The organism is Lentzea sp. NPDC003310 (genome assembly GCF_040610935.1).
Classification (GTDB): Bacteria; Actinomycetota; Actinomycetes; order Mycobacteriales; family Pseudonocardiaceae; genus Lentzea.
This window is the reverse complement of the sequence record NZ_JBEXNC010000002.1, coordinates 140,372-163,321: the sequence shown is the minus strand read 5'-3', so window position 1 is coordinate 163,321 and position 22,950 is coordinate 140,372. Positions and strand designations below refer to the sequence as shown.

At 70.0% G+C, this 22,950-nt stretch carries 23 protein-coding genes; 8 read left to right on the top strand and 15 right to left on the bottom strand.

Annotated features, from left to right (window positions below):
- Positions 1-12: 12 nt before the first annotated feature.
- From ABZX02_RS03310 to ABZX02_RS03285, 6 genes are read right to left on the bottom strand one after another with little or no spacing between them, the layout of a single operon-like run.
- Entirely contained in the window at positions 13-963 is a 951-nt protein-coding gene (locus tag ABZX02_RS03310) for a TIGR03557 family F420-dependent LLM class oxidoreductase (protein WP_355294483.1), read from the bottom strand.
- A complete protein-coding gene (locus ABZX02_RS03305) occupies positions 960-2,723 on the bottom strand; it encodes a thiamine pyrophosphate-requiring protein (RefSeq protein WP_355294994.1) in 1,764 nt (587 codons plus the stop codon). The genes ABZX02_RS03310 and ABZX02_RS03305 overlap by 4 nt, the downstream gene beginning before the upstream one ends.
- Positions 2,717-3,436: a metallophosphoesterase gene (locus tag ABZX02_RS03300; protein WP_355294482.1), complete on the bottom strand. Its 720-nt coding sequence runs from the start codon at positions 3,434-3,436 to the stop codon at positions 2,717-2,719. Before ABZX02_RS03300 ends, ABZX02_RS03305 begins: the two co-directional genes overlap by 7 nt.
- Positions 3,433-3,681: a BON domain-containing protein gene (locus ABZX02_RS03295; protein WP_030476731.1), complete on the bottom strand. Its 249-nt coding sequence runs from the start codon at positions 3,679-3,681 to the stop codon at positions 3,433-3,435. The genes ABZX02_RS03300 and ABZX02_RS03295 overlap by 4 nt, the downstream gene beginning before the upstream one ends.
- The gene (locus ABZX02_RS03290; RefSeq protein ID WP_355294481.1) at positions 3,644-4,234 is read right to left on the bottom strand and encodes a hypothetical protein; all 591 of its coding nucleotides are present in this window, start codon (positions 4,232-4,234) and stop codon (positions 3,644-3,646) included. Before ABZX02_RS03290 ends, ABZX02_RS03295 begins: the two co-directional genes overlap by 38 nt.
- A 36-nt stretch (positions 4,235-4,270) precedes the next feature.
- A complete protein-coding gene (locus tag ABZX02_RS03285; RefSeq protein ID WP_355294480.1) occupies positions 4,271-4,771 on the bottom strand; it encodes a GNAT family N-acetyltransferase in 501 nt (166 codons plus the stop codon).
- Between the two features lie 86 nt (positions 4,772-4,857).
- Between ABZX02_RS03285 and ABZX02_RS03280 the strand changes: the two genes are divergently transcribed.
- On the top strand, positions 4,858-5,082 hold the full coding sequence (locus ABZX02_RS03280; RefSeq protein WP_319966184.1) for a zinc-ribbon domain-containing protein: 225 nt from the start codon (positions 4,858-4,860) through the stop codon (positions 5,080-5,082).
- A 58-nt stretch (positions 5,083-5,140) separates the two neighbouring features.
- On the opposite strand, the gene ABZX02_RS03275 is transcribed toward ABZX02_RS03280, so the two are convergent.
- Positions 5,141-5,725: a DUF998 domain-containing protein gene (locus ABZX02_RS03275; protein ID WP_355294479.1), complete on the bottom strand. Its 585-nt coding sequence runs from the start codon at positions 5,723-5,725 to the stop codon at positions 5,141-5,143.
- 138 nt (positions 5,726-5,863) lie between these two features.
- Between ABZX02_RS03275 and ABZX02_RS03270 the strand changes: the two genes are divergently transcribed.
- Both ABZX02_RS03270 and ABZX02_RS03265 read left to right on the top strand, forming a co-directional pair.
- The gene (locus ABZX02_RS03270) at positions 5,864-6,547 is read left to right on the top strand and encodes an SRPBCC domain-containing protein (protein ID WP_355294478.1); all 684 of its coding nucleotides are present in this window, start codon (positions 5,864-5,866) and stop codon (positions 6,545-6,547) included.
- Positions 6,544-7,365, top strand: coding sequence for an alpha/beta hydrolase (locus ABZX02_RS03265; protein ID WP_355294477.1), 822 nt, complete (start codon positions 6,544-6,546; stop codon positions 7,363-7,365). Before ABZX02_RS03270 ends, ABZX02_RS03265 begins: the two co-directional genes overlap by 4 nt.
- Here the strand turns inward: ABZX02_RS03265 and ABZX02_RS03260 are convergent.
- Genes ABZX02_RS03260 through ABZX02_RS03250 form a run of 3 tightly spaced genes read right to left on the bottom strand, consistent with a single transcriptional unit; the run spans position 7,275 to position 9,508 of the window.
- Positions 7,275-8,480: an MFS transporter gene (locus tag ABZX02_RS03260; protein WP_355294476.1), complete on the bottom strand. Its 1,206-nt coding sequence runs from the start codon at positions 8,478-8,480 to the stop codon at positions 7,275-7,277. The genes ABZX02_RS03265 and ABZX02_RS03260 overlap by 91 nt on opposite strands.
- Positions 8,481-8,507: 27 nt before the next feature.
- Positions 8,508-9,086 (bottom strand): Pr6Pr family membrane protein, encoded by a 579-nt coding sequence (locus ABZX02_RS03255; RefSeq protein WP_355294475.1) that lies wholly within the window; start codon positions 9,084-9,086, stop codon positions 8,508-8,510.
- A 23-nt stretch (positions 9,087-9,109) separates the two neighbouring features.
- Positions 9,110-9,508, bottom strand: coding sequence for a DUF2000 domain-containing protein (locus ABZX02_RS03250; protein WP_355294474.1), 399 nt, complete (start codon positions 9,506-9,508; stop codon positions 9,110-9,112).
- A gap of 50 nt (positions 9,509-9,558) precedes the next feature.
- Between ABZX02_RS03250 and ABZX02_RS03245 the strand changes: the two genes are divergently transcribed.
- Entirely contained in the window at positions 9,559-10,320 is a 762-nt protein-coding gene (locus tag ABZX02_RS03245; protein ID WP_355294473.1) for an AraC family transcriptional regulator, read from the top strand.
- A gap of 4 nt (positions 10,321-10,324) precedes the next feature.
- Positions 10,325-12,916 carry a BTAD domain-containing putative transcriptional regulator gene (locus tag ABZX02_RS03240; RefSeq protein WP_355294472.1) on the top strand — a complete coding sequence of 864 codons (2,592 nt, stop codon included), beginning with the start codon at positions 10,325-10,327 and terminating at the stop codon, positions 12,914-12,916.
- 375 nt (positions 12,917-13,291) lie between these two features.
- Here ABZX02_RS03240 and ABZX02_RS03235 read toward each other — a convergent pair whose 3' ends face one another.
- Entirely contained in the window at positions 13,292-13,888 is a 597-nt protein-coding gene (locus ABZX02_RS03235) for a DUF305 domain-containing protein (RefSeq protein ID WP_355294471.1), read from the bottom strand.
- Positions 13,889-13,892: 4 nt separating this feature from the next.
- The gene (locus ABZX02_RS03230) at positions 13,893-14,648 is read right to left on the bottom strand and encodes a lytic polysaccharide monooxygenase (RefSeq protein ID WP_355294470.1); all 756 of its coding nucleotides are present in this window, start codon (positions 14,646-14,648) and stop codon (positions 13,893-13,895) included.
- Between the two features lie 288 nt (positions 14,649-14,936).
- On the opposite strand from ABZX02_RS03230, the gene ABZX02_RS03225 reads away from it, so the two are divergent.
- The 3 genes from ABZX02_RS03225 to pip all read left to right on the top strand — a co-directional run bounded on the left by ABZX02_RS03225 (position 14,937) and on the right by pip (position 17,018).
- Positions 14,937-15,410: a hypothetical protein gene (locus ABZX02_RS03225; protein ID WP_355294469.1), complete on the top strand. Its 474-nt coding sequence runs from the start codon at positions 14,937-14,939 to the stop codon at positions 15,408-15,410.
- Between the two features lie 75 nt (positions 15,411-15,485).
- Positions 15,486-16,031 (top strand): DUF305 domain-containing protein, encoded by a 546-nt coding sequence (locus tag ABZX02_RS03220; RefSeq protein ID WP_355294468.1) that lies wholly within the window; start codon positions 15,486-15,488, stop codon positions 16,029-16,031.
- A 39-nt stretch (positions 16,032-16,070) separates the two neighbouring features.
- A complete protein-coding gene (gene pip, locus ABZX02_RS03215) occupies positions 16,071-17,018 on the top strand; it encodes a prolyl aminopeptidase (RefSeq protein WP_355294467.1) in 948 nt (315 codons plus the stop codon).
- Here the strand turns inward: pip and ABZX02_RS03210 are convergent.
- The 3 genes from ABZX02_RS03210 to ABZX02_RS03200 are packed head-to-tail and all read right to left on the bottom strand — an operon-like array spanning position 17,015 to position 22,735.
- A complete protein-coding gene (locus tag ABZX02_RS03210) occupies positions 17,015-18,559 on the bottom strand; it encodes a tannase/feruloyl esterase family alpha/beta hydrolase (protein WP_355294466.1) in 1,545 nt (514 codons plus the stop codon). The genes pip and ABZX02_RS03210 overlap by 4 nt on opposite strands.
- A gap of 46 nt (positions 18,560-18,605) precedes the next feature.
- Positions 18,606-20,579, bottom strand: coding sequence for an amino acid transporter (locus ABZX02_RS03205; protein WP_355294465.1), 1,974 nt, complete (start codon positions 20,577-20,579; stop codon positions 18,606-18,608).
- 26 nt (positions 20,580-20,605) lie between these two features.
- Positions 20,606-22,735 carry a diguanylate cyclase gene (locus ABZX02_RS03200; protein ID WP_355294464.1) on the bottom strand — a complete coding sequence of 710 codons (2,130 nt, stop codon included), beginning with the start codon at positions 22,733-22,735 and terminating at the stop codon, positions 20,606-20,608.
- Between the last annotated feature and the right edge of the window lie 215 nt (positions 22,736-22,950).

The following is a 22,950-nucleotide window of genomic DNA, read 5'->3' as shown; positions in this document are numbered from 1 at the left end:
GCGCGACAAGCATCAAACATCGATCAGCGGCACGACTTCCTTGGCCCAGAAGTCGAAGAACTCCTGCTGGTTCGGGCCGATCTGCTGCACGTAGACCTCGTCGAAGCCGGCGTCCGCGAACTCCTTGACCTTCTCCGCGTACTGCTCCGGGTCGGGGCCGCACGGCATCGACTTCCGGATCATCTCCGGCGTCACCAGCTCCGACGCCTGCTCGAAGTGCTTCGGCGTCGGCAGCACCTGGGCGAGCTCGCCGGGCAGGCCGTCGTTGGGCCACAACCGGTGCGCGGTCGCGACGGCCTCCTCCTCGGACTTCGCGTAGCAGACCTTCAGGCCGCTCTGCGCGGGGCCGCGGCCGCCCTCGGCGCGGTACTTCTCCACCAGCTCGCCGGCCGGGCCGACGCTCACGTAGCCGTCGCCGCAGCGGGCCGCGAGGCGCACCGCCTTCGGGCCGAACGCCGAGACGTAGATCGGCACCGGGCGTTCGGGCACGGTGTAGATGCGGGCGTTCTCGACGGTGTAGTGCTTGCCGTGGTGGGTGACCTCGTCGCCCTGGTGCAGGGTGCGGATGAGGCCGATCGCCTCCTCCAGCATCTCGAGCCGCACGTCGGCGGACGGCCAGCGGTCGCCCAGCACGTGCTCGTTCAGCGCCTCGCCGCTGCCGACGCCGAGCACGAACCTGCCCTCGGTCTGCACGGCGGCGGTGGCGGCGGCCTGCGCGATGACGGCCGGGTGGATCCGGACGGTCGGGCAGGTCACGGCCGTGGTGATCGGCAGCGAGACGGCCTCCGACAGCGCGCCGATCGTGCCCCACACGAACGGCGACTGGCCCTGCTCGCCGTTCCACGGGTGGAAGTGGTCGGAGATCCACAACGCCTCGAAGCCCTGTTCCTGGGCCATCCGAGCGTTCTCGACGAGCTCGCGCGGCCCGTGTTCTTCCGAGGAAAGGAAATAGCCCAGTTTCACGGCAGCAACTCCTGGATCTTGGTCTGCAGTCCGCGGCGCAACACGTCCCACGCGTCCGGATCGCCGCGCAGCACCGCCTCGGTCATGTCCTTGATCTGCTCGAACGTCGCGTGCGGCGGGATCGGCGGCACGTTCGGGTCGCAGTGCACGTCGAGCACCGTCGAGCCGTCGAACGCGAGCGCGGTCTCCCACGCGGTGGCGAGCTGTGCCGGGTCGTTGACCTCGATGCCCTGCAGGCCGATCGACCGCGCGAACGCCGCGTACGAGATGTCCGGCAGCGTCTGCGACTCCTCGAACTTCGGGGCGCCGCCCATCGCACGCAGCTCCCACGTGACCTGGTTGAGGTCGTTGTTGTGGAACACGCAGACGACGCAGCGGATGCCGTACCGCCGCAGCGTCAGCAGCTCCGCCATGCCGTTCATCTGCATCGCGCCGTCGCCGACCAGCGCGATCAGCGGCCGGTCCGGTTGCGCGAACGCGGCGCCCAGCGCGTACGGGACCGCGCAGCCCATCGTGGCGAGCGTGCCGGAGAGCGAGGACCGGACGTTGCCCCGGATCTTGAGCAGCCGCGCGTACCAGTTCGTCGCGGAACCGGAGTCCGCCGTGACGATCGCGTTGTGCGGCAGGCGTTTCGACAGCTCCGAGACGATCCGCATCGGGTTGACCGGGTCGGCCGGCACCTGCGCCTGCCGTTCGACGACCTCCCACCAGCGCTCGACGTCCGCCTCGATCTTCGCCCGCCACGAGCGGTCGGTCTTGTGCTCCAGCAACGGGATCAGCGCCCGCAGCGTCTCCCGCGCGTCGCCGACGAGGTTGACCTCGGTCGGGTAGCGCATGCCGATCGACCGGCCGTCGACGTCGATCTGGACACCCCGCGCCTTGCCGTACTGCGGCAGGAACTGCGAGTACGGGAAGTTCGAGCCGATGATCAGCAACCGGTCGCAGTCACGCATCATCTCGTAGGACGGCCTGGTGCCGAGCAGCCCGATCGACCCCGTCACGTACGGCAGGTCGTCCGCCAGCACGTCCTTGCCCAGCAACGCCTTCGCGACCCCGGCGCCGAGCAGCTCGGCGACGGCGTGCACCTCCTCGGCGGCCTCACGGGCGCCCTGCCCGATCAGGATCGCGACCTTCTCGCCGCTGTTGAGCACCTCGGCCGCGCGCCGCACGTCGTCCAGCGCCGGGACGACCGAGGAGGACGGGCGGGACGGCGGGCTCGACGGGATGTACTTGAACTCGTGCTTGGGTGCGGAGTACTCCTGCTCCTGCACGTCGTTCGGAATGATCACCACGGCCGGCGCGCGTTCGGCCTGGGCCGTGCGCATCGCCCGGTCCAGCGCGTTCGGCAACTGCTCGGGCACCGTGACGTCGATCAGGAACGAGGCGACGTCGCGGAACAGCGAGTGCAGGTCGACCTCCTGCTGGAAGCTGCCGCCCTGCGCGGTGCGGGCGGTCTGGCCCACGATCGCGACGACCGGCACGTGGTCGAGCTTCGCGTCGTAGAGGCCGTTGAGCAGGTGGATCGCCCCCGGCCCCGACGTCGCCAGGCAGACCCCCACGTCGCCGCTGAACTTGGCGAAGCCGACGGCGGCGAACGCGGCCATCTCCTCGTGGCGGGTCTGGATGAACCTCGGGTCGTTGTCGGCCTTGCCGAACGCCGCCACGATGCCGTTGATGCCGTCACCGGGGTAGGCGAAGACCTGCTTGACGCCCCAGTCGCGCAGGCGTTGGACGACGAAGTCCCCGACGGTCATCAGGATTTCCCTTCCAGCACGTAGACCGTGTAGGCGGAACGGATGATCGGCTGCGCGACGTTGCGGACCCGCACTCCACCGGGCGTCAGGCCCTGCTCGGTGCCGAAGTGCGCGTGCCCGTGCACCGCGAGGTCCGTGCCGGTGGCGTCGATGGCCTCGCCCAGCAGGTAGGAGCCGAGGAACGGGTAGATCTCCGGCGGCTCGCCGCGCAACGTGTCGGGCACCGGCGCGTAGTGCGTCAGCGCGACCTTGATGTCGGTGTCCAGTTCGGACAACGCGCCCTGGAGGTTCTCGGCGATGTCGCAGGTGTGCTGGATGAACGCCTTCATCTCGCGCTCGCCGAACGCGCTCCCGCACTTGCCCGCGAACCCGCCTCCGAAGCCCTTCACACCGGCGACGCCGATCGAGCAGCCGTTGACGCGGTGCGTGAACGTCGTGCCTTCCAGCACGTGGATGCCCTTGTCCTGCAACGTCTTCGTGACTTCGAGCGGCTTGTCGTCCTGGTGGTCGTGGTTGCCCAGCACGGCGACCACGGGCACCGGCAGGTCCGCGAACTCGTCCGCGACCACCTCGGCCTCGACGACCGTGCCGTGCCTCGTCAGGTCACCCGCCAGCAACAGGACGTCCGCGTGCTCGCCGACCTTCTCCAACGCCGGCCGCAGGTGCCCGCGCATGTCCTCGCCGAGGTGGATGTCCCCGACCGCCGCGACTCGGATCATCGCAGGTCCTCCTCACCCTCCGGTTCGCCCGCAGGTGTCACGCGCACGTCGTTGAAGATCGTTAGCTCGGGGGCGGCCTCGTGCAGGACCTCCTCCAGCGCGGCCCGGCGTTCGGCGCACGCCACGTCGCCGGAGAGCATCACGTGGTCACCGCGCACGGTGACGCGGACGCCCAGTTCGGCGGTGCGCGGGTCCTCCGCCACCGCCCTACGCAGATTTGCCGCCAGGTACTGCTCGGAACTCATGGCCCCTCCCGATGATGTCCAGGCGTTCGACGAGCATCAGGAACGCTTCCGCGTAGGGGGAGTTCTTGGTCTCCTCGCGCACCTGGTCCCAGTCGATCTGTTCTCGCAACGCGCGCGCGAACGGCAGCAGCTCGCTGAAGTCGCAGCGGTGGCCGTCCAGCACGAGCAGCTTGCTGCTCAGCACGAACGTCGCCGGCATGACCGGCAGCATGACCGAGCCGACGGGCATCTCCTCGGCCATCGCGAGGGTCTCGTCGGTCACCGGCCGCTCGTTGGGCCGGAACAGCAGGTCCACCAGCGAGTCGCCGTCGTAGACCTTCAGCAGCCAGTCCTCCGGCGGCTCGGCGCCGCGCAGTCCCGCGTCCACCAGCACCCGCACGGCCTCGGTGACGTCCTCCTCCTTCACCAGGAGGTCGACGTCGTGCTCACTCACGGGGCCGCCGCGCGCATAACCGGCGCACCCACCGGTCAGGGCGAACGGGATCTCCGCTCCGCGTAAGACCTTGGCGACCTTGGTCAACGTCATCAGCAGTTCGGCCTGCACGTCGCTCATGCACTCCGGGCTACCCGTCGGAACCCGGAGTGAACCTCAGTCCGTGGCGAGTCGCGCGTGGGTCTCGGTGTCGTAGCGGACGCCGTCGTAGAGCAGCCGGGCTCGTTCGACGCCCTCGACCGCGAACCCGGCGGCCTTCGCGACGCGGCAGGAGGCGATGTTGTCCGTGCGGTGCGCCAGTTCCAGGCGGAAGAGGCCGAGCTCGGCGAACGCGAACTCGCTGACGGCCCGGCAGGCCTGCGTCGCGAGGCCCTTGCCCCGCGCCTGCTCGCGCACCCAGTACGAGATCCACCCGGTCAGGTGGCGGCGTTCGACGCTCGACACGGCCACGTTGCCCACCGGCACGCCCTCGTGCAGCACGGCGAACGAGTAGGCGGTGTCGTCCTCGCGGCGGCCGGCGAGCAGCGCGATCCACTCCTGCGCGGCGTCGAGCGAGTCGATCCGGGTGGTGAACTGGCGGGCCATCATGCCCTCGCCCGCGGCCGCCAGGATGACCGGCGCGTCGTCGAGGGTCCAGGGTCGCAGCAGGGTCTCCACCCCCTCCACCTTCCGAATTCAGGTGGCGGACCGCAACTCGGAGGGCATCCCGCACGTCAGAAGGACAACGGACCTAGGGAGAGCAGATGGTGATCTTCGGCTGGCGGACGACGATCGAGCAGCTGCGGATGCTGACGCTGGTGTGCGGGCACTGCCACCACCAGTCGGCGCACAACCTGTTCCGGCGCTACACGAAGCCGACCATCTTCTTCATCCCGCTGTTCACGATCAGCAGCAGGTACGGGCTGCAGTGCACGTTCTGCGGCGTGTCCTACGACATCAGCAAGATGCACGCGCATCAGCTGGTCTGACAGGCGGCGCAGCCGGGCGCGTCCTCGTCGGTGGTGACGCGCCCGCACTCGGGGCAGATCAGCTCGAGAAGGCAGGCTGGCTCAGCTTCAGGGACACGACCGACGTCCACAGCCAGCCGATCGTCGCGACCACGTACAGCAGCACCGTGCCGCCGGGGTCGCCCAGGAACGCCATCGGCACCATCAGGAGCACGCCCGTCAGGCCGCTCATCACCGCGAGCCACCCTCCGAGCCTACGCGCGAACACGAAGCACGCCCCGATCCAGCCGATCATCGCGAGCCCGAACGCGGCGGCGTGCAGCGCGCCGTGCCACGACATCGAGGTAGGGGGCCCCTCGGGCGCGCCGGCCGGGAAGCCCATCGCCGGGTCGGCCACGAAGACGCCACCGAGGATCATCCCGACGCCCATCAGGCCGATCAGCCGCGCGCCCCACCTCGTGTGCCGGGCCATGCCCGTGGCCGCCACCAGGAACAGCGCGCCGCTGACCACGAAGTTCGCGATCTGGATCCAGCCGAGCGAGCCGAGGCTGAGCATGCTGAACGGGTGCCGCGCGAGGTCGAAGCCCTCGCGGGTGAACGCCTGGGCGTACCCGACGACCAGGTAGAGCGGACCGGCGACGACGCCGCAGACGATGCGGGACATGGGTTCCTCCAGGGGTTCGGGGTGTGGCGAGAACGGAACCACCGACAAGTTTTTTTGTCAAGACGAGTTGTGCTGTCTTGACGAAGAGATTCGTCGGGAGCAGGATGGGACCATCCACGCACCAGAACGGGAGAACTGATGGGCCACGAGTTCAAGAGCACCGACGAGATCGAGGTGCCCGCGTCCGTCGAGGACGTCTGGACGGCCATCGCGACCGGGCCCGGCATCGACTCGTGGTTCATGGGCCGCAACGAGGTGGCGGACGGCCAGGTCAGGATGGCGTTCGGCGGCTACCAGCCGACGAGCGAGATCACCGCGTCGGACCCGCTGCGCCGCTTCGCCCACGACAGCGGCAAGGCTCCCGACGGCCGGTTCATCGCCTACGAGTTCCTCGTCGAGGGCCGCGAGCACGCGAGCACGGTGCTGCGGATGGTCACCAGCGGCTTCCTGCCCGGCGACGACTGGGCCGACGAGTTCGAGGCGATGACGCTGGGCGGCGCGTTGTTCCGCGCCACGCTGGCCGAGTACCTCACCCACTTCGCCGGCCGCACGGCCCGTCCGCTCACGGTCTTCGGTCCGATGGTCACCGACTGGGACCAGGCCTGGAAGAAGCTCGACGCGGCGATCGCCGAGAGGCTGCCGGGCGCCGTCGAGTTCCACCGCAACGCCCACACGGTCGGCCTGCGCACCGAGCGCGGGATGTACCGGTTCATGCGAGGGTTCTCCGGGCCGGTCATCGCGGCACACCACGTCTTCGAGGGCGACGAGTCCGAACAGGACTGGCAGGACTTCCTCGACACCACCCTGGGAGAGCAGAAATGACCCGCTTCACGACTTCCGCCGACGGCACCGAGGTCGCCTACTCGATCACCGGTTCCGGCCCCGCGCTGGTCATCGTGGACGGCGCGATGTGCCACCGCATGTTCGGCCCGAGCACCGAACTCGCGTCCGTGCTGGACAAGAACTTCACGGTCTACACCTACGACCGGCGCGGCCGCGGCGAGACCGGCGACGGCGCGACGCCGTGGTCGCTGGAGCACGAGGTCGAGGACATCGACGCGGTGATCAAGGAGGCCGGCGGGTCGGCGTTCGTCTTCGGCGTCTCCTCCGGCGCGGTGCTGGCCCTCGAGGCCGCGTCCCGCCTGCCGGGGATCAGCCGGCTCGCGATCTACGAGGCACCGTTCGTCGTGGACGACACCTACCAGCCTCGTCCCGCCGACATCGTGCGGCAGATGGACGACATGCTGGCGCGCGGCGACCGCTCCGGGATGCTCTCGACGTTCATGAAGATGGTCGGCGTGCCCGGCTTCGGCCTCGCGATCATGAAGCTGACGCCGGTGTGGAAGAAGCTGAAGCCGGTCGCGCACACGCTGCGGTGGGACCTGCGCATCCTCGGTGACGACGGCCGGGGCACGCCGCTGCCGACCGACCGCTGGAAGGTCGAGGTGCCGACGCTCGCGATGGACGGCGGTAAGTCGCCCGAGTACCTCCGCAACGCGATGAAGAACGTCGCGCAGGTCGTGGGCGCCGACCACCGGACGCTGCCCGGTCAGACGCACATGTACAAGTCGTCGGTCATGGCGCCGGAGCTGGTGGAGTTCTTCTCGCGGGCCCAGCGCACGGCAGGCCCCATCGCGTAACCGGCGACCACGAAGAGCCCGCCGACCGCGAGCCACCCGACGGCACCCCAGCCGAGCACGACGGTGGTGAGCAGGGCGGGGCCGACCATGCGCGCGACAGCCGTTCCGGTCGCGAAGAAGCCCTGGTACTGGCCCTGCCGGTCGGCGGGCGCGAGGGAGAAGCTGATCTCCCACGCCCCGGAGGCGAGCATCATCTCGCCGAGGACCTGCAGCGCGGCGGCGGCGATCAGCAGTGCCGCCGCCGGCCAGGCGCCGAGGCCGAACGCCGTGGCGGCGAAGACCGCGCAGGACGCGAGCATGACCAGCCCGGCGTGCTCGACCAGCTTCGAGGCCTGCCGCAGGCCGGTGGCGCGGCGGGCGATCCGGACCTGGAACAGCACGACCGCCGCCGTGTTGAGGACCAGCAGGGCGGCCGCGAGCCACGTCGGCGCCTCGGTCCGCTGCACGATCCACAGCGGGATGATCAGGCTGAGCAGCGGCATGTAGAGCAGCATCACGGCGTTGATCAGCGTGATCAGGGCGTACGGGCGGTCCTTGAGCACGTCGAACCTGCCCTTCGCCTTCGTCATCGCGGTCTCCGGCAGTGTCGTCAGCACGGCCGCGGCGACGAGGAACGCCACGACGTCAAGGACGAACACGGCCGTGTAGGCGGCCTCGGTGCCGAGGTGCAGCGCGAACCCGCCCGCCGCGGCGCCGATCGCGATGCCCGCGTTGGCCGCCGACTGGATGCGCGCACGGGCCCGCGTGCGTTCGTCGGGCGTGGTGAGACCCGCGAGCAGCGCTTGCCGGGACGCCTGCAGGCCGCTCTGGAAGCTCGCGTACAGGCACATGACCACCACGAACGCGGCGAAGTTCCGGGTGAGGAGCAGGACGCCGATGCTCGCGGCCGTGGCGGTGGCGAGCACGACGGCGGTGGTGCGCGGGCCCAGCCGGTCGGCGAGGTGGCCGAGCCCGACGCCGGCGACCGCGCCGACACCCCACGCCAGGGTCAGCGCCAGGCCGACCCGCGCCGCGCTCAGGCCGACGACCTGCGTGAAGTAGAGCGCCGAGACGACGAGGAAGCCGCCGTCACCAATCGAGTTCGTCAGCTGCGCGTACGCGAGTCGCCTGGTCATGCTCTGACCGTAGGGCGGCGATTGGCCCTAACCTTGGGCCAAGGAAGTACTGCGTTTCTGGGCCAATTTCCCGCCGACCCAGGACACCGCGAAGGCCAGCAGCACGAAGACCACCGCGACGAACAGGCAGGTCAGGAACACGCTGCCGTACCCGCCCCGGCGCGGGTCGAGGAACGGGTACGGGTACCAGCCCACGATCGGCCCCCTGACCAGCGAGTACACCAGGTAGGCCAGCGGGAAGGCGAGCCAGGTCCACCACCGCCTGGTGCGCTCCGGCGCGAGCAACCACTCCGCGACGACGAGGATCGGCACGATGATGTGCAGCACCCAGTTCGCGTAGGCGGGCGTCTGCACGTCGATGCCCTGCAGCAGGAACGAGTACACGAGCCCGGTGGTGGCCATGTAGACCACCGCCGCACCCCTGAGCTGCGCCGACACCGGCCGGAAGACGCCGATCAGCGCCACCACCGCCGCGAACAGGTTCGAGAGGATGGTGAAGAAGCTGTAGTGGTTGGCCGGCTGGAACCGGTCCCCCAGCACGACCACCAGGTAGATCTCCGCTGAAAGAACCAGCAGGAACACGGCCATCCGGAGCAGCTTGATCACCAGGGAATTAGAACCCGGTTTCGTCAGGGGTGCATCCGGGCGCCCTTGAAGATCTTGTCGACGGCGTTCTTCTGGCCGTGCACCGCGATGCCGACCAGGTCGAGATCCGGCGTGTGCACCTTGCGGACGGCCGCGCGGTTGTCTGCGTCGTTGCCCGTGGCGAACAGGTCGGCGGTGAAGATCGCCATCACCTGGTCGCGGTTGAGGGCGCGTTCGTGGGCCTTCTTGAGCAGAGCGGCGTCGCCCTGGAGGACGACGACGGGCTGGCCGAACATCGGGAGGTAGCGCACGTCGTCGGCGTCCACGTAGGGCTCGCCCCGCAGCACCTCCGGGAGGCCGCTGACGAGGAAGGCGGTGACGTTCAGCGCCTGCCAGCCGGCCAGGTCGTCCCGCAGCAGCACAGCGATCTTGGTGTCGAACATGGACACCACGATCGTGGGCGACCGGGTGCACCGTCTTGTACGTTCCTGACATGAGCGTCACCGCGTGGAGACCGGCGGTGGACGGCATCAAGGAGGCCTTCCACGCGTCGTTCACCACGCACGTCTACCCGACGCACACGCACGACGCTTGGACGTTGATGGTGCTCGACACCGGTGCCGTCCGGTACGAGCTGGACCGCCACGAGCACGGCGCGCTCGTCTCCGGCGTCACGCTGTTGCCGCCGCACGTGCCGCACGACGGCCGGTCCGCGTACCCGACGGGGTTCCGCAAGCGCGTGCTGTACCTCGACGACTCCGCGCTGCCCGCCGAGCTGATCGGCAAGGCCGTCGACACACCGATGCTGCCCGATCCCCTGCTGCGCCAACGGATCCACCAGCTGCACCTGGTGCTGGACGAGCCGTTCGAAGCCGCCAGCCGGCTGTCGTTGATCACCGAACGGCTGCGGCACCACTTCGCGGGGACCTCGCCGGCCGTGCACGCCGACCCGACGCTCGCCGACCGGCTGCGGCAGCTGCTGGACGCGTCGCTGCCGTCCGGGATCACGCTGACCGAGGCCGCGGCCGAGCTGCGCACCAGTCCGACGCACCTCGTGCGGGCGTTCAGCCGCCGGTTCGGCTTCCCGCCGCACAAGTACCTGACCGCGCGCCGGGTGGACCTCGCGCGCGGCTTCCTGGTCGAGGGGCGGCCCGCGGCGGAGGCGGCGGTGCTGGCCGGGTTCCACGACCAGTCCCACCTCACGCGCCATTTCCGCCGTGTCCTGGGTACGAGTCCCGGACGCTTCGTACGCTGACACCGTGCAGGTCGGCATCCTCGGGCCCGTTGAGGCGCACTCCCCGGACGGCAAGATCGCGGTGGGTGGCCCGCGGCCGCGCACCCTGCTGGCACTGCTGGCGATCCGGGTGGGCGACATCGTCCCGCTCGACCGGCTGGTCGACGAGCTCTACGGCGCCGAGCCGCCGTCCGACGCCGCGAACGCCCTGCAGGGCCAGGTCTCCCGGCTGCGCCGGGCGCTCGGGGACGCGTCGCTGGTCGAGTTCCACCCGGCCGGGTACCGGCTCGCGCTGACCGCGGCCGACGTCGACGCGCACCGGTTCGCCGCACTGGCGGCGGAGGGCGGGCAGGCGCTGGAGCAGGGCGACCCGCGGGCGGCGGAATCCCTTCTGTCCGAAGCACTCGGGCTGTGGCGCGGCCCCGCGCTCGCCGACGTCGCCCTGCCCGGTCACGCGACCCGACTGGAACAGCAGCGGTCGGCGGCGTCGAGCTCGCTGGTCGCCGCGCGGATCCGGTTGGGCCGGGCCGACGTGGACGAGGTGCGGGAGCTCGTGCGGCAGCACCCGTTGGACGAACGGCTGCGCGGCTACCTGATGGAGGCGCTGCACCAGCAGGGCCGCCGGGCCGAGGCGTTGCAGGCGTTCGAGGACGCCCGCGAGGTGCTGGCCGACGAGCTGGGCACCGACCCATCGGCCGACCTGCGCGCGGTGCACCTGCGGATCCTGCGCGGCAGGGCACACCGCGAGCCGCCGGCGCAGCTGACGAGTTTCGTGGGCAGGGAACGGGAACTCGCGCGGATCGCCGCGCTCTCGGCCCGGCTCGTCACCCTCACCGGCCCCGGTGGCGCGGGCAAGACGAGGCTCGCGCTGCAGGCCGCCGGTCCGGGCGCGGTCTTCGTCGACCTGGCGCCCGCCAAGGACGTGGCCGCGGCGACGCTGCAGGCGTTGGGGCTGAAGGAGACCGTGCTGGAGCCGGAGGACCGGCTGACGCTGGCGTTGCGCGAGCGCGACGCGTTGCTGGTGCTGGACAACTGCGAGCACCTGGTGGAGCAGGCCGCCCGGCTGGCGCAGCACCTGCTGAGCACGTGCCCGTCCGTGCGCATCCTCGCCACGAGCCGGGAACCGCTCGGGATCACCGGCGAGACGCTGTGCCCGGTACCTCCGCTCGACCCGGAGCAGAGCGTGGCGTTGTTCACCGACCGCGCGCGGCTGGTCAACCCGGCGTTCGCGCGCGACCCGCACACCGTCGAGATCTGTCGCGAGCTCGACGGCCTGCCGCTCGCGATCGAACTGGCCGCCGCCCGCACCCGCACGTTGACGACGGCGGAGATCGCGGACCGCCTGAGCGACCGCTTCCGCCTGCTCACCAAGGGAAACCGCGCCGCCGCACCGCGCCACCAGACGTTGCGGGCGGTCGTGGAGTGGAGCTGGGACCTGCTGTCGCCGGAGGAACGCGACCTGGCCGCGTGTCTCGCGACGTTCAGCGGCGGCGCGACCCTGGAGGCCGTCGAGGAGGTCTGCGGACACGACCTCGAGACGCTGGACGCGTTGGTGGACAAGTCCTTGGTCGAGGCGGCGGACGGTCGCTACCGGATGCTGGCGACCATCCGCGAGTTCTGCGCGCGGCACAAGCGGGTCGACGCGGCCCACGCCACGTACTTCCGGGACCTGGCCCGCCGCGCGGATCCCGAGCTGCGCCAACGGGACCAGGTGCGGTGGTTCGACCGCCTGACCGCCGAGCACGCGAACCTGATGCAGGCGCTCGACTGGACCACGTCGCACGAGCCGGAGCAGGCGCTGCGGCTGGTGAGTGACCTGGCCTGGTACTGGTACGTGAAGGGCAGCCGCACGGAAGTCCAAGGCGTGGCGCGGAAACTGCTGGACGTCGTGACCGAACAGTCCACAGAGGAGTACGTCGTCCTGCTGGCACTGGCCGAACCCGAACGCGTGCCCGGCCGGTTCGCCGACCTGCGCGGCCCGATCAGGCAGCCGTTCGTGCTCATCGCGTGGGCCATGCTCTCCGGCCCGCCGGACCCGGCGAGCCCGCGCACCCCGTTGCAGGACGAGGTGGAGCGCAGCGACGACCCGTGGATCCAGGGCCTGATCGGCTTCAGCAACGCCTACCTGGCCTGGACCGCCGACGGCGACCGCGCGCGGGCGTTGCGGGAGTCGCGCAAGGCGTTGCGGCTGTTCGAGAATCTGGGCGAGCGCTGGGGATCGGCGCAGGTGCTGGACGTGCTGGCCACCCTGACAGAGGACCCGGCCGAGTCGCTCGCGCTGACCGACCAGGCACTGCGGGCCGTGGCCGAACTCGGGGCGCAGGAGGAGCTGGCGGAGCTGCGCGGCCGGCGTGCCGACCGGTTGCTCGACGTCGACGAGGCGCAGGCCGAGAGGGACTACCTGCAGGCGTTGGAACTGGCGACGCGGGCGGGGTTGTCCGCGACTCGGGCGCTCGCCCGCGTGGGGCTGGCCGAGATCGCGCGGCGGCGCGGGGAGCGTGGGCGGGCCGAGGAGTTGCTGCTGGAGGCGCGGGCGGAGCTCGGGTTCGGGTGGATGCACTCGTCGGCGAAGGAGCAGGTGGAGGCGGCGTTGCGCGACCTCGCGCGCGACGGGTGAGGTGGGGCGGGCGCTCGGGTTCCGGCGCGGGCCAGGCGCCTGGGCAGGACAGGCGCCTGGGCTCTGGGGCGATGCGGCGGTGTCGGGCCGCCGGCGCGGGCCGAGCGCCGCGGGCTCAGGTGCGGAGCGGGCGGTGCCGGGCACCGGTGCGGGCCGAGCGGTGCCCGGGCTCCGGTTTAGCGCGGGGGAGGTGTCCGGTGTGGACCGAGCGGTGTCCGGTGCGGTGCGGGTGGTGTCGGGACTCCGCCGCCGAAGCCCCGCCTTCCCACACCGCCGGCCGCACCAGCACAGCAGCCGGGCCGGCGCACCGGCCGAACCCGCGCACCAGCAGCGCCACCACCGACGGCAGCGGCGCCCTCCCGGTCCAGGCGGCGCCTACGACCCGCCCATCACCTTCAGCATCTGCTCGACCTGACCCTGCCGGGTGGTGGTCACCCGTTCCGCATAGGCCACGGTCTCCGGGTTCATGCCGTCCTTCTTCTCCGTCAGGGCCATCGCGACCCCGGCGCCCTGATGCCCGGCCATCAGGTTGAGGAACACGAGGTCGAACTCCGCCCCGCTCTTGTCCTTGGTCTCGTTGATGACCTTGTCGTCGAGCAGCGGCTGACCACCGTGCGCGGCGTGCAGGTCCGCGCCGCCGGTCTCCGGCTTGCCCCAGAGCTTGAGCCACGACTTGAGCATCGTGAGCTCCTCGCGCTGGGTCGAGTCGATCGCGGCCGCGAGGTCCTTCGCCTCCTGTTTGGTCGCCTTCGCCAGGCCCACCTGCGACAGGCTGATGCCCAGCTGCAGGTGGTCCACCATCATCTGCACGAACGTCACGTCCGCGTCGTTGAACCTCGCACTGGCGGCCGGAACGGGTGGTGCGGCGGTAGAAGCGCCGTGGCCGTGGGCTCCTTGGCCCTCCGGCACGACCGCCTCTCCGCCGCACCCCGCCAGCGCCAGGACCGCGACCGCGATCACCAGGCGCTTCATCGGATCAGATCTTCTCCCAGAGCGCCGCCACGTTCGGCGGTTCCCAGCCGGTCAGCGACGTGTGCGCCTGACGGCAGCGGTAGGTCGACCCGCCGTAGGTGACGGTCGAGCCGACCGCGTACGACGTGTTCGCCGCCCACGTGCCACCGGCCGGCGGCTGCTGCGGGGAGGTCGTGGTCGTCGTCGTGACCGGAGGGGGCGTCGTGGTCGAGCTGGTGGGCGGCGGAGTCGTGCCGCCGCCACCGGTGATGTTGAGGTCGATGCACGAGTAGAACGCGTTCACCGTGTCGCCGATGTTCCAGATCGCGTACAGCTTCTGGCGACCGGAGAACCCGCCGAGGTTGATGGTGTGCGTGGTCGGGTTGTTCGGCTGCGCGTTGTTGCCGGACACGTAACCGACGCGCGTGCCGCCGATGAAGTACTCGTAGTCGCGCGTCACGTGCCGGGCGGTGAAGGTCCACGTCAGAGACAGGGTCTGACCGGTGTTGGTGACCTTCCACGGCAGGCCGTCGTTGTCGAGCGGGGCGAACGCGCCGTTCGCACCGCTGCAGTTCTTCAGGCCCTTGGGGCCTTCGGCGCTCTGCGGCTCGTACTTGGCCTGGCCGCAGAGGTCGACGGAGACATCTCCCCTGGCGCACTGCGCCGAGCGGCTGGCGGGCGAGGACACGTAGCCGTGCGCACTCGCCGAACCCACCGGCGTGATCATGACGATCGCGGGGACAGCGGCCAGGACGAGCGCCGCCTTACGCATGATTTTCATTCGGTCCGAACTCCTTGGATCGTTCCCAAACGGGTGTGACCCGTAGGCAGGGGGCGGGAACCGGGAGCGTTCGCAATGCCGCTCGCCGATCCAGTTTCGGTCTGTGGTCTAGACCATAAACCGGTGTTCAGAAAGTGGTCAAGTGACCACTTAACACCAACGGAAATCGAGGCGCACCAACAAGTCCACTCACCCGCACTGGTATTACCCCTCCGCCATTCGGGTCACTGGACCAGACCAATCAGCCCACTGATTTGGAGTCGGCACACTCTGGGTAACCCCTGCGGTATGCGTGATTTCGACGAGCCCAGCAGGGCTTCCGGTCCCGGTGTCGTCGCCGACGGACCCGCCGGTGCCACCACAGTCCTCGTGATCGATCCAGCGGGCGAGGCCATCCACGACGAGATCCCCGCGACCTGGCGTCCGCTCACCGAACACGTGCGGATCGTGTGGCTGCGCGTGCCCGCCGCGCCGGGCTGGAAGTCCACAGTGGACGCCCTTCTCGCGCGACACCAGGACGACACCCGGACTGTGCTCGACGTCGTCACGAGCGGTCCCGTCGCCGCCGACGTCATCGATGTCGTGGCGGCCCACCCCGACCTCGTGCGCTCGGTCCTGCTGGTGGATCCCGAGGTGCCGGTGGAGGCCACGTTCGCGCAGGTCATCCACCACACCAACGACACGCCGGCGCCGTTGCCGCTCGGTCATCCCGACGTGGTCGGCGGCGTGCTGGCGGCACTGGAGCGGCACCGAACCAGTTAGGTTGCGAAACTTTCGCTGAACCGGACATCTCGGCCACCCGTATCCCTCGGCAGGGAACTCGTGACGGGAGGCTTCATGCGAGCGCGTCTGCTCATCATCGTGCTAGGGCTGCTTGCGCTGGCGGGCTGTTCGTCCGTCGGCGGCGGGAGCGGTTCCGCGGAACCGGCGGCCAACGAGGCGGACGCGACTTTCTCGTTGCGGATGATCCCGCACCACCGGCAGACGATCGAGATCGCCAAGGTCGCCGTGCAGAAGTCCAAGGACGAGTTCGTGGTCAACGTCGCCGAGAAGATCGCAACCGCCGAGGCGGGCGAGATCGAGCAGATGGCCACCTACCTGCGCAGCTGGAACATCCAGGTGCCCGGTGACGACGCCGGCGCCACGCACAAGATGGCCGGCATGATGACCGCCAAGGACGTCGAGGCGCTGAAGTCCGCCACGGGCAAGCAGTACGACGACCTCTTCCTCGCCACCCTCTCGCGCCACCTCCGCAGCGGCGTGGACATGGCGAAGGACGCCCAGGCCAAGGGCGAGCACATCGGCTCGAAGGCGCTGGCCGGCAAGATCATCGTGTCGCAGACCGAGGTGCTCGACCAGATCGCCGCCAAGCAGAAGTCCTGACACCGCATCAGTACCAGTCCCCGCACTACGCTCGCGCGCATGTACCCACAGGTGGAGCCTTACGCGCAGGGCATGCTCGACGTCGGCGACGGCCAGCTCGTGCACTGGGAAGCGAGCGGCAACCCCGAGGGCGAACCGGCCTGCGTCTTCCACGGCGGGCCGGGCTCCGGGTCCACGCCGCGCTGGCGGGAGGACTTCGACCCGGACCACTGGAACCTGGTGCTGTGGGACCAGCGCGGCGTCGGCCGGAGCACTCCGCCGGTCGCGGACCCGGCGACCAGCATGGAGCACAACACCACTCAGCACCTGATCGACGACGCCGAGAAGCTCCGCGAGCACCTCGGCATCGAGAAGTGGTTGCTGGTGGGCGGTTCCTGGGGCTCGACCCTGATCCTCGCCTACGCCGTCCAGCACCCCGAGAGGGTGAGCGGGATCATCATCCCCGCCGTGACGACGGGCCGTCCGGCGGAACTGGAGTGGATCACCCGCGGGCTCGCGATGTTCTTCCCCGACCACTTCGAGGCCTTCGTCGCCGGTGTCCCGGAGGCCGACCGCGACGGCAACCTCGCCTTGGCCTACAACAGGTTGCTCAACTCCCCCGACCCGGCGGTCCGCGAGAAGGCCGCCTGGGACTGGAGCAAGTGGGACCTGGCCACGATCACCGGCGGCGACAACGACTTCACCGGCACCCGGTACGCCGACCCGGTCACGCGCTACCGGCTCGCCCGGACCGTGACGCACTACTGGGGCAACGGGTGTTTCCTGGAGCCCGACCACATCCTCGACAACCTCCACCGGTTGCGGGACATCCCGGCCGTGCTCATCCACGGCCGCAACGACCTCGGCGGCCCGCTGCACACGGCGTGGGAGGTGGCGCGGCGGTGGCCCGGCGCCGAACTGGTCGTCCTGAACGACGCCGGGCACGTGATCATGGAGGGCAACAGCATGGACCGGGCCATCGCCGCTGCCGTCCAGAAGTTCCGCTAGGGAGCAGTGGGTCCGGATCGGTAGAGGTCCTCACCCGCCCAGCGGATCCGGTCGCTGAAGCCGAACCCCGGCGCCGCGGTGAAGTTCGCGGCGTCGTCGATCGAACCGGAGCCGGTGTACTTCGCGCGCAACGGGTACGGGAACACCGGCCGCGTGCGCACGACGTTGCCGTCCTGGTCCCGGCCCGTGGCGATGATCTTCGACGGCGCCTTCCCGCCCTCCACCCACGACACGAGTGCCTGCACCGGGTCGAAGTCGGTCAGGGTGTCGCCACCCGCGCAGTGCCACATCGACGGCACGACGAAAAGCCTTGCCCACGACGGGTTCTTGCCCCCGGTGAGGCGCTGCCAGTAGTCGAGCGTGCCCTCGAACGGGATGCCCTGGTCGCCCGCGCCGTGCCAGATGACGAGCTTGCCGCCGGCCCGCTGGAACGCCCGCAGGTCGAGCGAGAGCGAGTTCGCCTTGACGGTCTCCGGCACGAGGCGCCGGAACTCGCGGACGGTGAACTCGAACGACTCGAGCGACGAGTGCGGCCTGCCGATCGGGTAGACGAGGTGCTTCAGCGCGTTGTCCGCGAGCTCGGGAGCGACACCGCGGCCGAGACCGGGTGTCGGGTTGAGCCAGAACGTCCACGAGATCTCGGACCCGTACGGCTGCCCGCCGGGGTACAGGCGCACCCCGCCGTCGGACGGACCGGCGTAGAGGCGCCGCACGCGGGCGATCTCGTCGTCGGTCAGCTGTCCCGCGAGGGTGCCGGGGTCGAACCGGCACAGCCGCGGGTCCTCGATCTGGCCGTCCACCAGGCCGTCCAGCCCGTCGCACGCCGCCATCACCGCGTTGTGCAGCAGGAAGATCTTGTCGTTCGGGACGGTGTTGCGCGCGATCCACGCCTGGTAGCCGATCAGCGCGGTGTAGTAGGCACCCGGTGCGGCCGCGACGACGCCGTCGAAGTCGTGCGGGTAGCGCTGGGCGAGCAGCAGGCCCTCGCGGCCGCCGTTGGAGCAGCCGGAGAAGTACGACTTCGCCGGTGCTGTGCCGTAGAAGACCGAGATGATGTGCTTGGACACCTTCGACAGCGCGTGCGGCGCGTGGAAGAAGTAGTCGTCGCGGGCCTTCTGGTCGGAGATGGCCCACGTCGTGTCGAACGGGTTATCCGGCGGGGCCTGGTGCCCGTCGTCGGTCGCGGCCACGGCGGCGTCGCCGAAAGCGGGACCGCACCCGGCCGGGAAGGCCGGATCGCCGATGATTCCACAGAATCCGCCACAGCCGTACTGGACGTAGCGACCCTGATAACCGCGCACCGGCAGCTTCAGCTGGAAACCGATGTTCGGTTCGATCGTGCCGCGGACGTCGCAGAACTCCTTGTCACCGGCCACGACCGCCGCCGACGTCACGTGCGTGCGGGCGTCCGGGACGTCGAAGGTGCGCACCAGGTCGGCACACGAGCGGACCGGCCGGGACCCGGTGGTGGCGGTGGCGGGCGAGATCCCCGCCGCCACCGTCCCCAGAACCACCAAGAACAACAACAACTTTCGGTGCATGGCGTCCTTCCCCCTGATAGTCGGACGTACGGGGGAAGTCTTCCAGCTAACCGACGTGCACGCGTGGCCGTCGGGTCGGATCCGGCTCAGCCGAGCGGATGATCTCGCGTACGACCGGGGGTGTGTCGCCGCGTCCGAGGATCAGGTAGCGGAAGAGGTGTCCGAGCGGATTGCCCTCCGACCACTCGAAGTGCGCGTGCGGGATCACGCCGGTCGAGTCGCGCAACGCCAGCAGGATCGCCGCGATCGCGTTCGGCGCGGCCGGGGCCGAGGCGCGCAGGACGCGGTGGCCGTCGACCTCGACACCGGTCACGCACAGCACGTCGCTGAACGCCGACGGGTCGACGATGTCGATCTCCAGGAAGATCACGTCCGCCGTGCCCGGCACCGGGTTCATGCCGCGCTGCTCGGTCTCCTTCTCGTCGTACTCCGCCTTGTCACCTGCCTGGCGGCGGTTCGCGATCAACGTGATCCGGCCGTCGTTCGCGATCGTGTCGGTGATGAACCGGCGCGCGTTCTCGTCGAACTCCATCCGGTCGACGCGCAGCTCGGTGGTGCGCGAGATCCGCGACACCAGCGAGATCACCACGATGCCGAGGATGAAGCCGAACGAGATCGTGATGCCGTCCGGCTTCTCGATCACGTTCTCCACCAGCGCGTACAGCAGCACCAGCGTCAGCACGGCGAACCCGGTGCCGGCGCCGCGCTGCCTCTTGCGCCACGCGGACACCGTCACCGCGAACGACCCGGACACCATCATCGCGAGGATGCCGGTGGCGTACGCGCCGGCCTGCGCGTTCACGTCGGCGTCGAAGATGATCGTGATCACGATGCAGATGACCGTGTAGACGATCACGACCGGGCGGACGGCGCGACCCCACTCCGGCGCCATGCCGTACGACGGCAGGTAGCGCGGCACGATGTTGATCAGGCCGGCCATCGCGGAGGCGCCGGCGAACCACAGGATCAGGATGCTGCTGATGTCGTAGAGCGTCCCGAACACCTCGCCGAGCAGCTCGTGCGCCAGGTACGCGAGCGCGCGGCCGTTCGCGGGGCCACCGGGCGCGAACTTGTCCTGCGGCACCAGCACCGTCGTGATGAACGACGTCGCGACCAGGTAGACCGACATGATCAACGCGGCGGTCGTCAGCAGCTTGCGGGTGTTGCGCACCCGGCTCTCCAGGCGCTGCTCCGGCGTCTTCCCGTCCGCCGCGACCAGCGGCATCATGCTCACGCCGGTCTCGAACCCGGACAGACCGAGCACCAGCAACGGGAACGCGAGGATCGCCGGCCCGACCACCCCGAAGAACCCGTCGCCGTGCGCGCCGAGGGCGGCGATCCACCGGTCGAGCGCGTCGGGCGTCGCGAAGACCTCCACGAGGCCCACCACGGCCACGACGGCGTTCAGGGCGAGGAACACCGCCACCAACGGGATCGCGACGCCCACGGCCTCGCTGAAGCCCAGCAGGAACACGCCGCCGAGGATCAGCAGCAGCACGATCGTCACCCAGAGCTCGGCGCCGTGCAGCGCCTCGGGGACGTACGGGTTCTCCAGCGCGTGCACCGAGGCGTCGGCCGCGGACAGCGTGATCGTGATGATCCACGACGTCGCCACGAACCCGAGCAGCACCAGCACGAAGATCTTGCCGCGCCAGAACGGCAGCAGGTTCTCGAGCATCGCCACGGAGCCCTGTCCGTTCGGGCTCTCCTTCGCCACCCGCCGGTACATCGGCAGCATGCCGAGCAGCGTCAGCGCCACGATGAGCAACGTCGCGAGCGGGGAGAGCGCTCCCGCGGCCAGCGCGGCGATGCCCGGCAGGTACGACAGCGTGGAGAAGTAGTCGACGCCCGTGAGCGTCATGACCTTCCACCACGCGTGCGGCTTGGCGTGCGACTCGTGGCTCTCGGGGCCGGAGGGCGCCACGCGGTCCGCGAGCAGCCACCTGCCCAGCGAGCCGCCGGGCGGGTCCGGGCGTTCCGGACTCGGGACCTCGGCGGGGACGGCGAACTCCGTGCTCATGCGCGAAGCATGGCACGGTCAGTCCATCAAGGACGGAAGTCCGCCGGGAAACCGGCCTCCTGAATGGACAAACCGGACGGACGGAGCGTTCCGATGCTGCCCTGCGTGTGCAGGTCGAGGAACATGTCCACAACGTCCGGATCGAACTGTTCGCCCCGTCCTGCCCACAGTTCGCGTCGCGCGCGGTTCTCGTCCAGCGCTGTCTGATGTGGACGGTTCGACCGCATCGCGGCCCACGCCACGCACACCGACAGGATGCGCGCCTCCGGCCGGATGTCCGCGCCGCGCAACCCGTCCGGGTACCCGGCGCCGTCGTAGCGCTCGTGCTGCTGCCGGATCACGTGCGCCACGCCCGCGAACCCCGGCACCATCCGCGCGAGCCGGTAGCCGAAGTCGGGGTGCTGGCGCAGCAGCCGCCACTCCTCCTCGTTCAACGCGCCGGGCTTGGTCAGCACCACCTCGGGGATGATGACCTTGCCGATGTCGTGCAGGCGGCCGGCGAGCTGGGTGACCCTGATCGTGGGCGCGTCGAGCCCGAACTCCCCCGCGGCCACACCTGCCCAGCGCGACACCGAACGGCTGTGGTCGTAGCGGTGCAGCCAGCCGTCCACCCGGTCCGCGACCTGGCAGAGGAACTCCGCCATCGCGCCGTCGGTGTCCGGGTCGACCGCGGGCAGCGGCTCCGGGCCGACCGCGATCCTGTTGCGCCCCGCGGCTTTCGCCGCGTAGAGCGCGCGGTCCGCGATCACCACGATGTCGTCGGGACCGTCGCCGTGCGTCGGGAAGCTCGCCGAGCCCACCGACACCGTGACGAACAACGGGATGTCGTCGTTGCCCGCGTTGACCGGGATGGGTTTCTCGGCGACGCGTTCGCGCAGCCGGTTCGCGATCACGGACAGCCGGCCGGGACCGGCGTCCGGCACCAGCAGCGCGAACTCCTCGCCGCCGTACCGGGCGAGCACCTCACCGGCGCGGGACGCCGCGCGCAGCCGGGCGGCGACCTCCATCAGCACGTCGTCGCCCGCGGGGTGGCCGTAGTTGTCGTTGATCGACTTGAAGCGGTCGACGTCGATGATGAACACCGCGACCGACCCGTCGTTGCGGCGCGCCCGGGAGATCTCCAGCGGCAGCTGGGCCTCGAAGAACCGGCGGGTGTGCAGTCCGGTGAGGCTGTCCGTGATCGCGAGCTTGCGCTGGTCCGCGACCAGTCCGGCGAGGCGCGCGATGATCAGCAACGACAGCACGGCGCTGCCCACGGCGATCACCAGGACGTCCTGCGACGACTGGCCGACGTCGTGCACCAGCATCAGGACCGGCGCGGCGAGCACGGCGGAGCACAGCGCGATGATCCGGCCGCGGCTCAGGCCGACGTCCTTGACGTGCGCGCGGTCCACGAGCCGCGCCATCGTCGGGTGCAGCGCCGCCGCGCCCATGCACAGGTTCGCCGACAGCCAGATGGCGTCGAGGAAGTTGCCCGCGTGGTAGCTGCCGTCGAGCCGCTGCAGCACGTAGATCGTGTCCGCGGTCAGGATGCCGAGCAGGTTGCACGTCAGCAGGACGAACGCGCGCGGCCGGGGTCCGGCGCCGAAGATCAGCCGCAGCGCCACCACGAACAGCGCCAGGTCCATCATCGGGTAGCCGAGCGAGGCGATCTTCACCAGGACCGGTGAGGTGAGGCGCGCCTGCGGGCCGATCACGTAGAGCCACGACGCCATGCCCGCGACGACCGCGAGCACCGCGGCGTCGAGCAGGCTCGGCAGGTCGAGGCCCGGAGTGCGGCGCCGGATCAGCAGGATCACGCCCGCGACCATCAACGGGTAATGGCCGAGGTAGAAGATGTCGGCGTACGAGGGGTAAACCGTGTGGTCGAAGATGTAGTGCGATGCGTAGAACGTCAGGTCGGCGATCGCGTAAACGACCTGGCTGAGTGCGAGGAAGAGCCACGGCCGCCTCCACTGGGGACGGTTGCGCTTGACACCGGCGAATGTCGCGATGGCGGCGGAAGCGCTGATCGTGCAGTAGAGCACCACCCGTACCGTTTGCCCCGTTGTCCCGGCAGGGCTCACCGGGATCAGGTAGTAGAGACCCAGCAGCAGGTGACCTGCCACCAGGTACATCCACCACGCTCCGGTGCGGCCGGCACGGAAGATGGTCACACGAGACCCCTCGTTCTACGACATCGGTCGAGCCAGGTGATGATGCCCGACTCGGGATGATCGCGGCACCGTCGTTACTCCAATGAGGTGACCCACCATTACGGACGTCACCGGAAATCCCTGTTCTGTTTTCCACCCACCGCGACAGGTGGTGCCCCGCTCGATTTTCGCACGACTTTTCCCTGCTCGACGTCGATTCGTGCACCTTGTGCCAC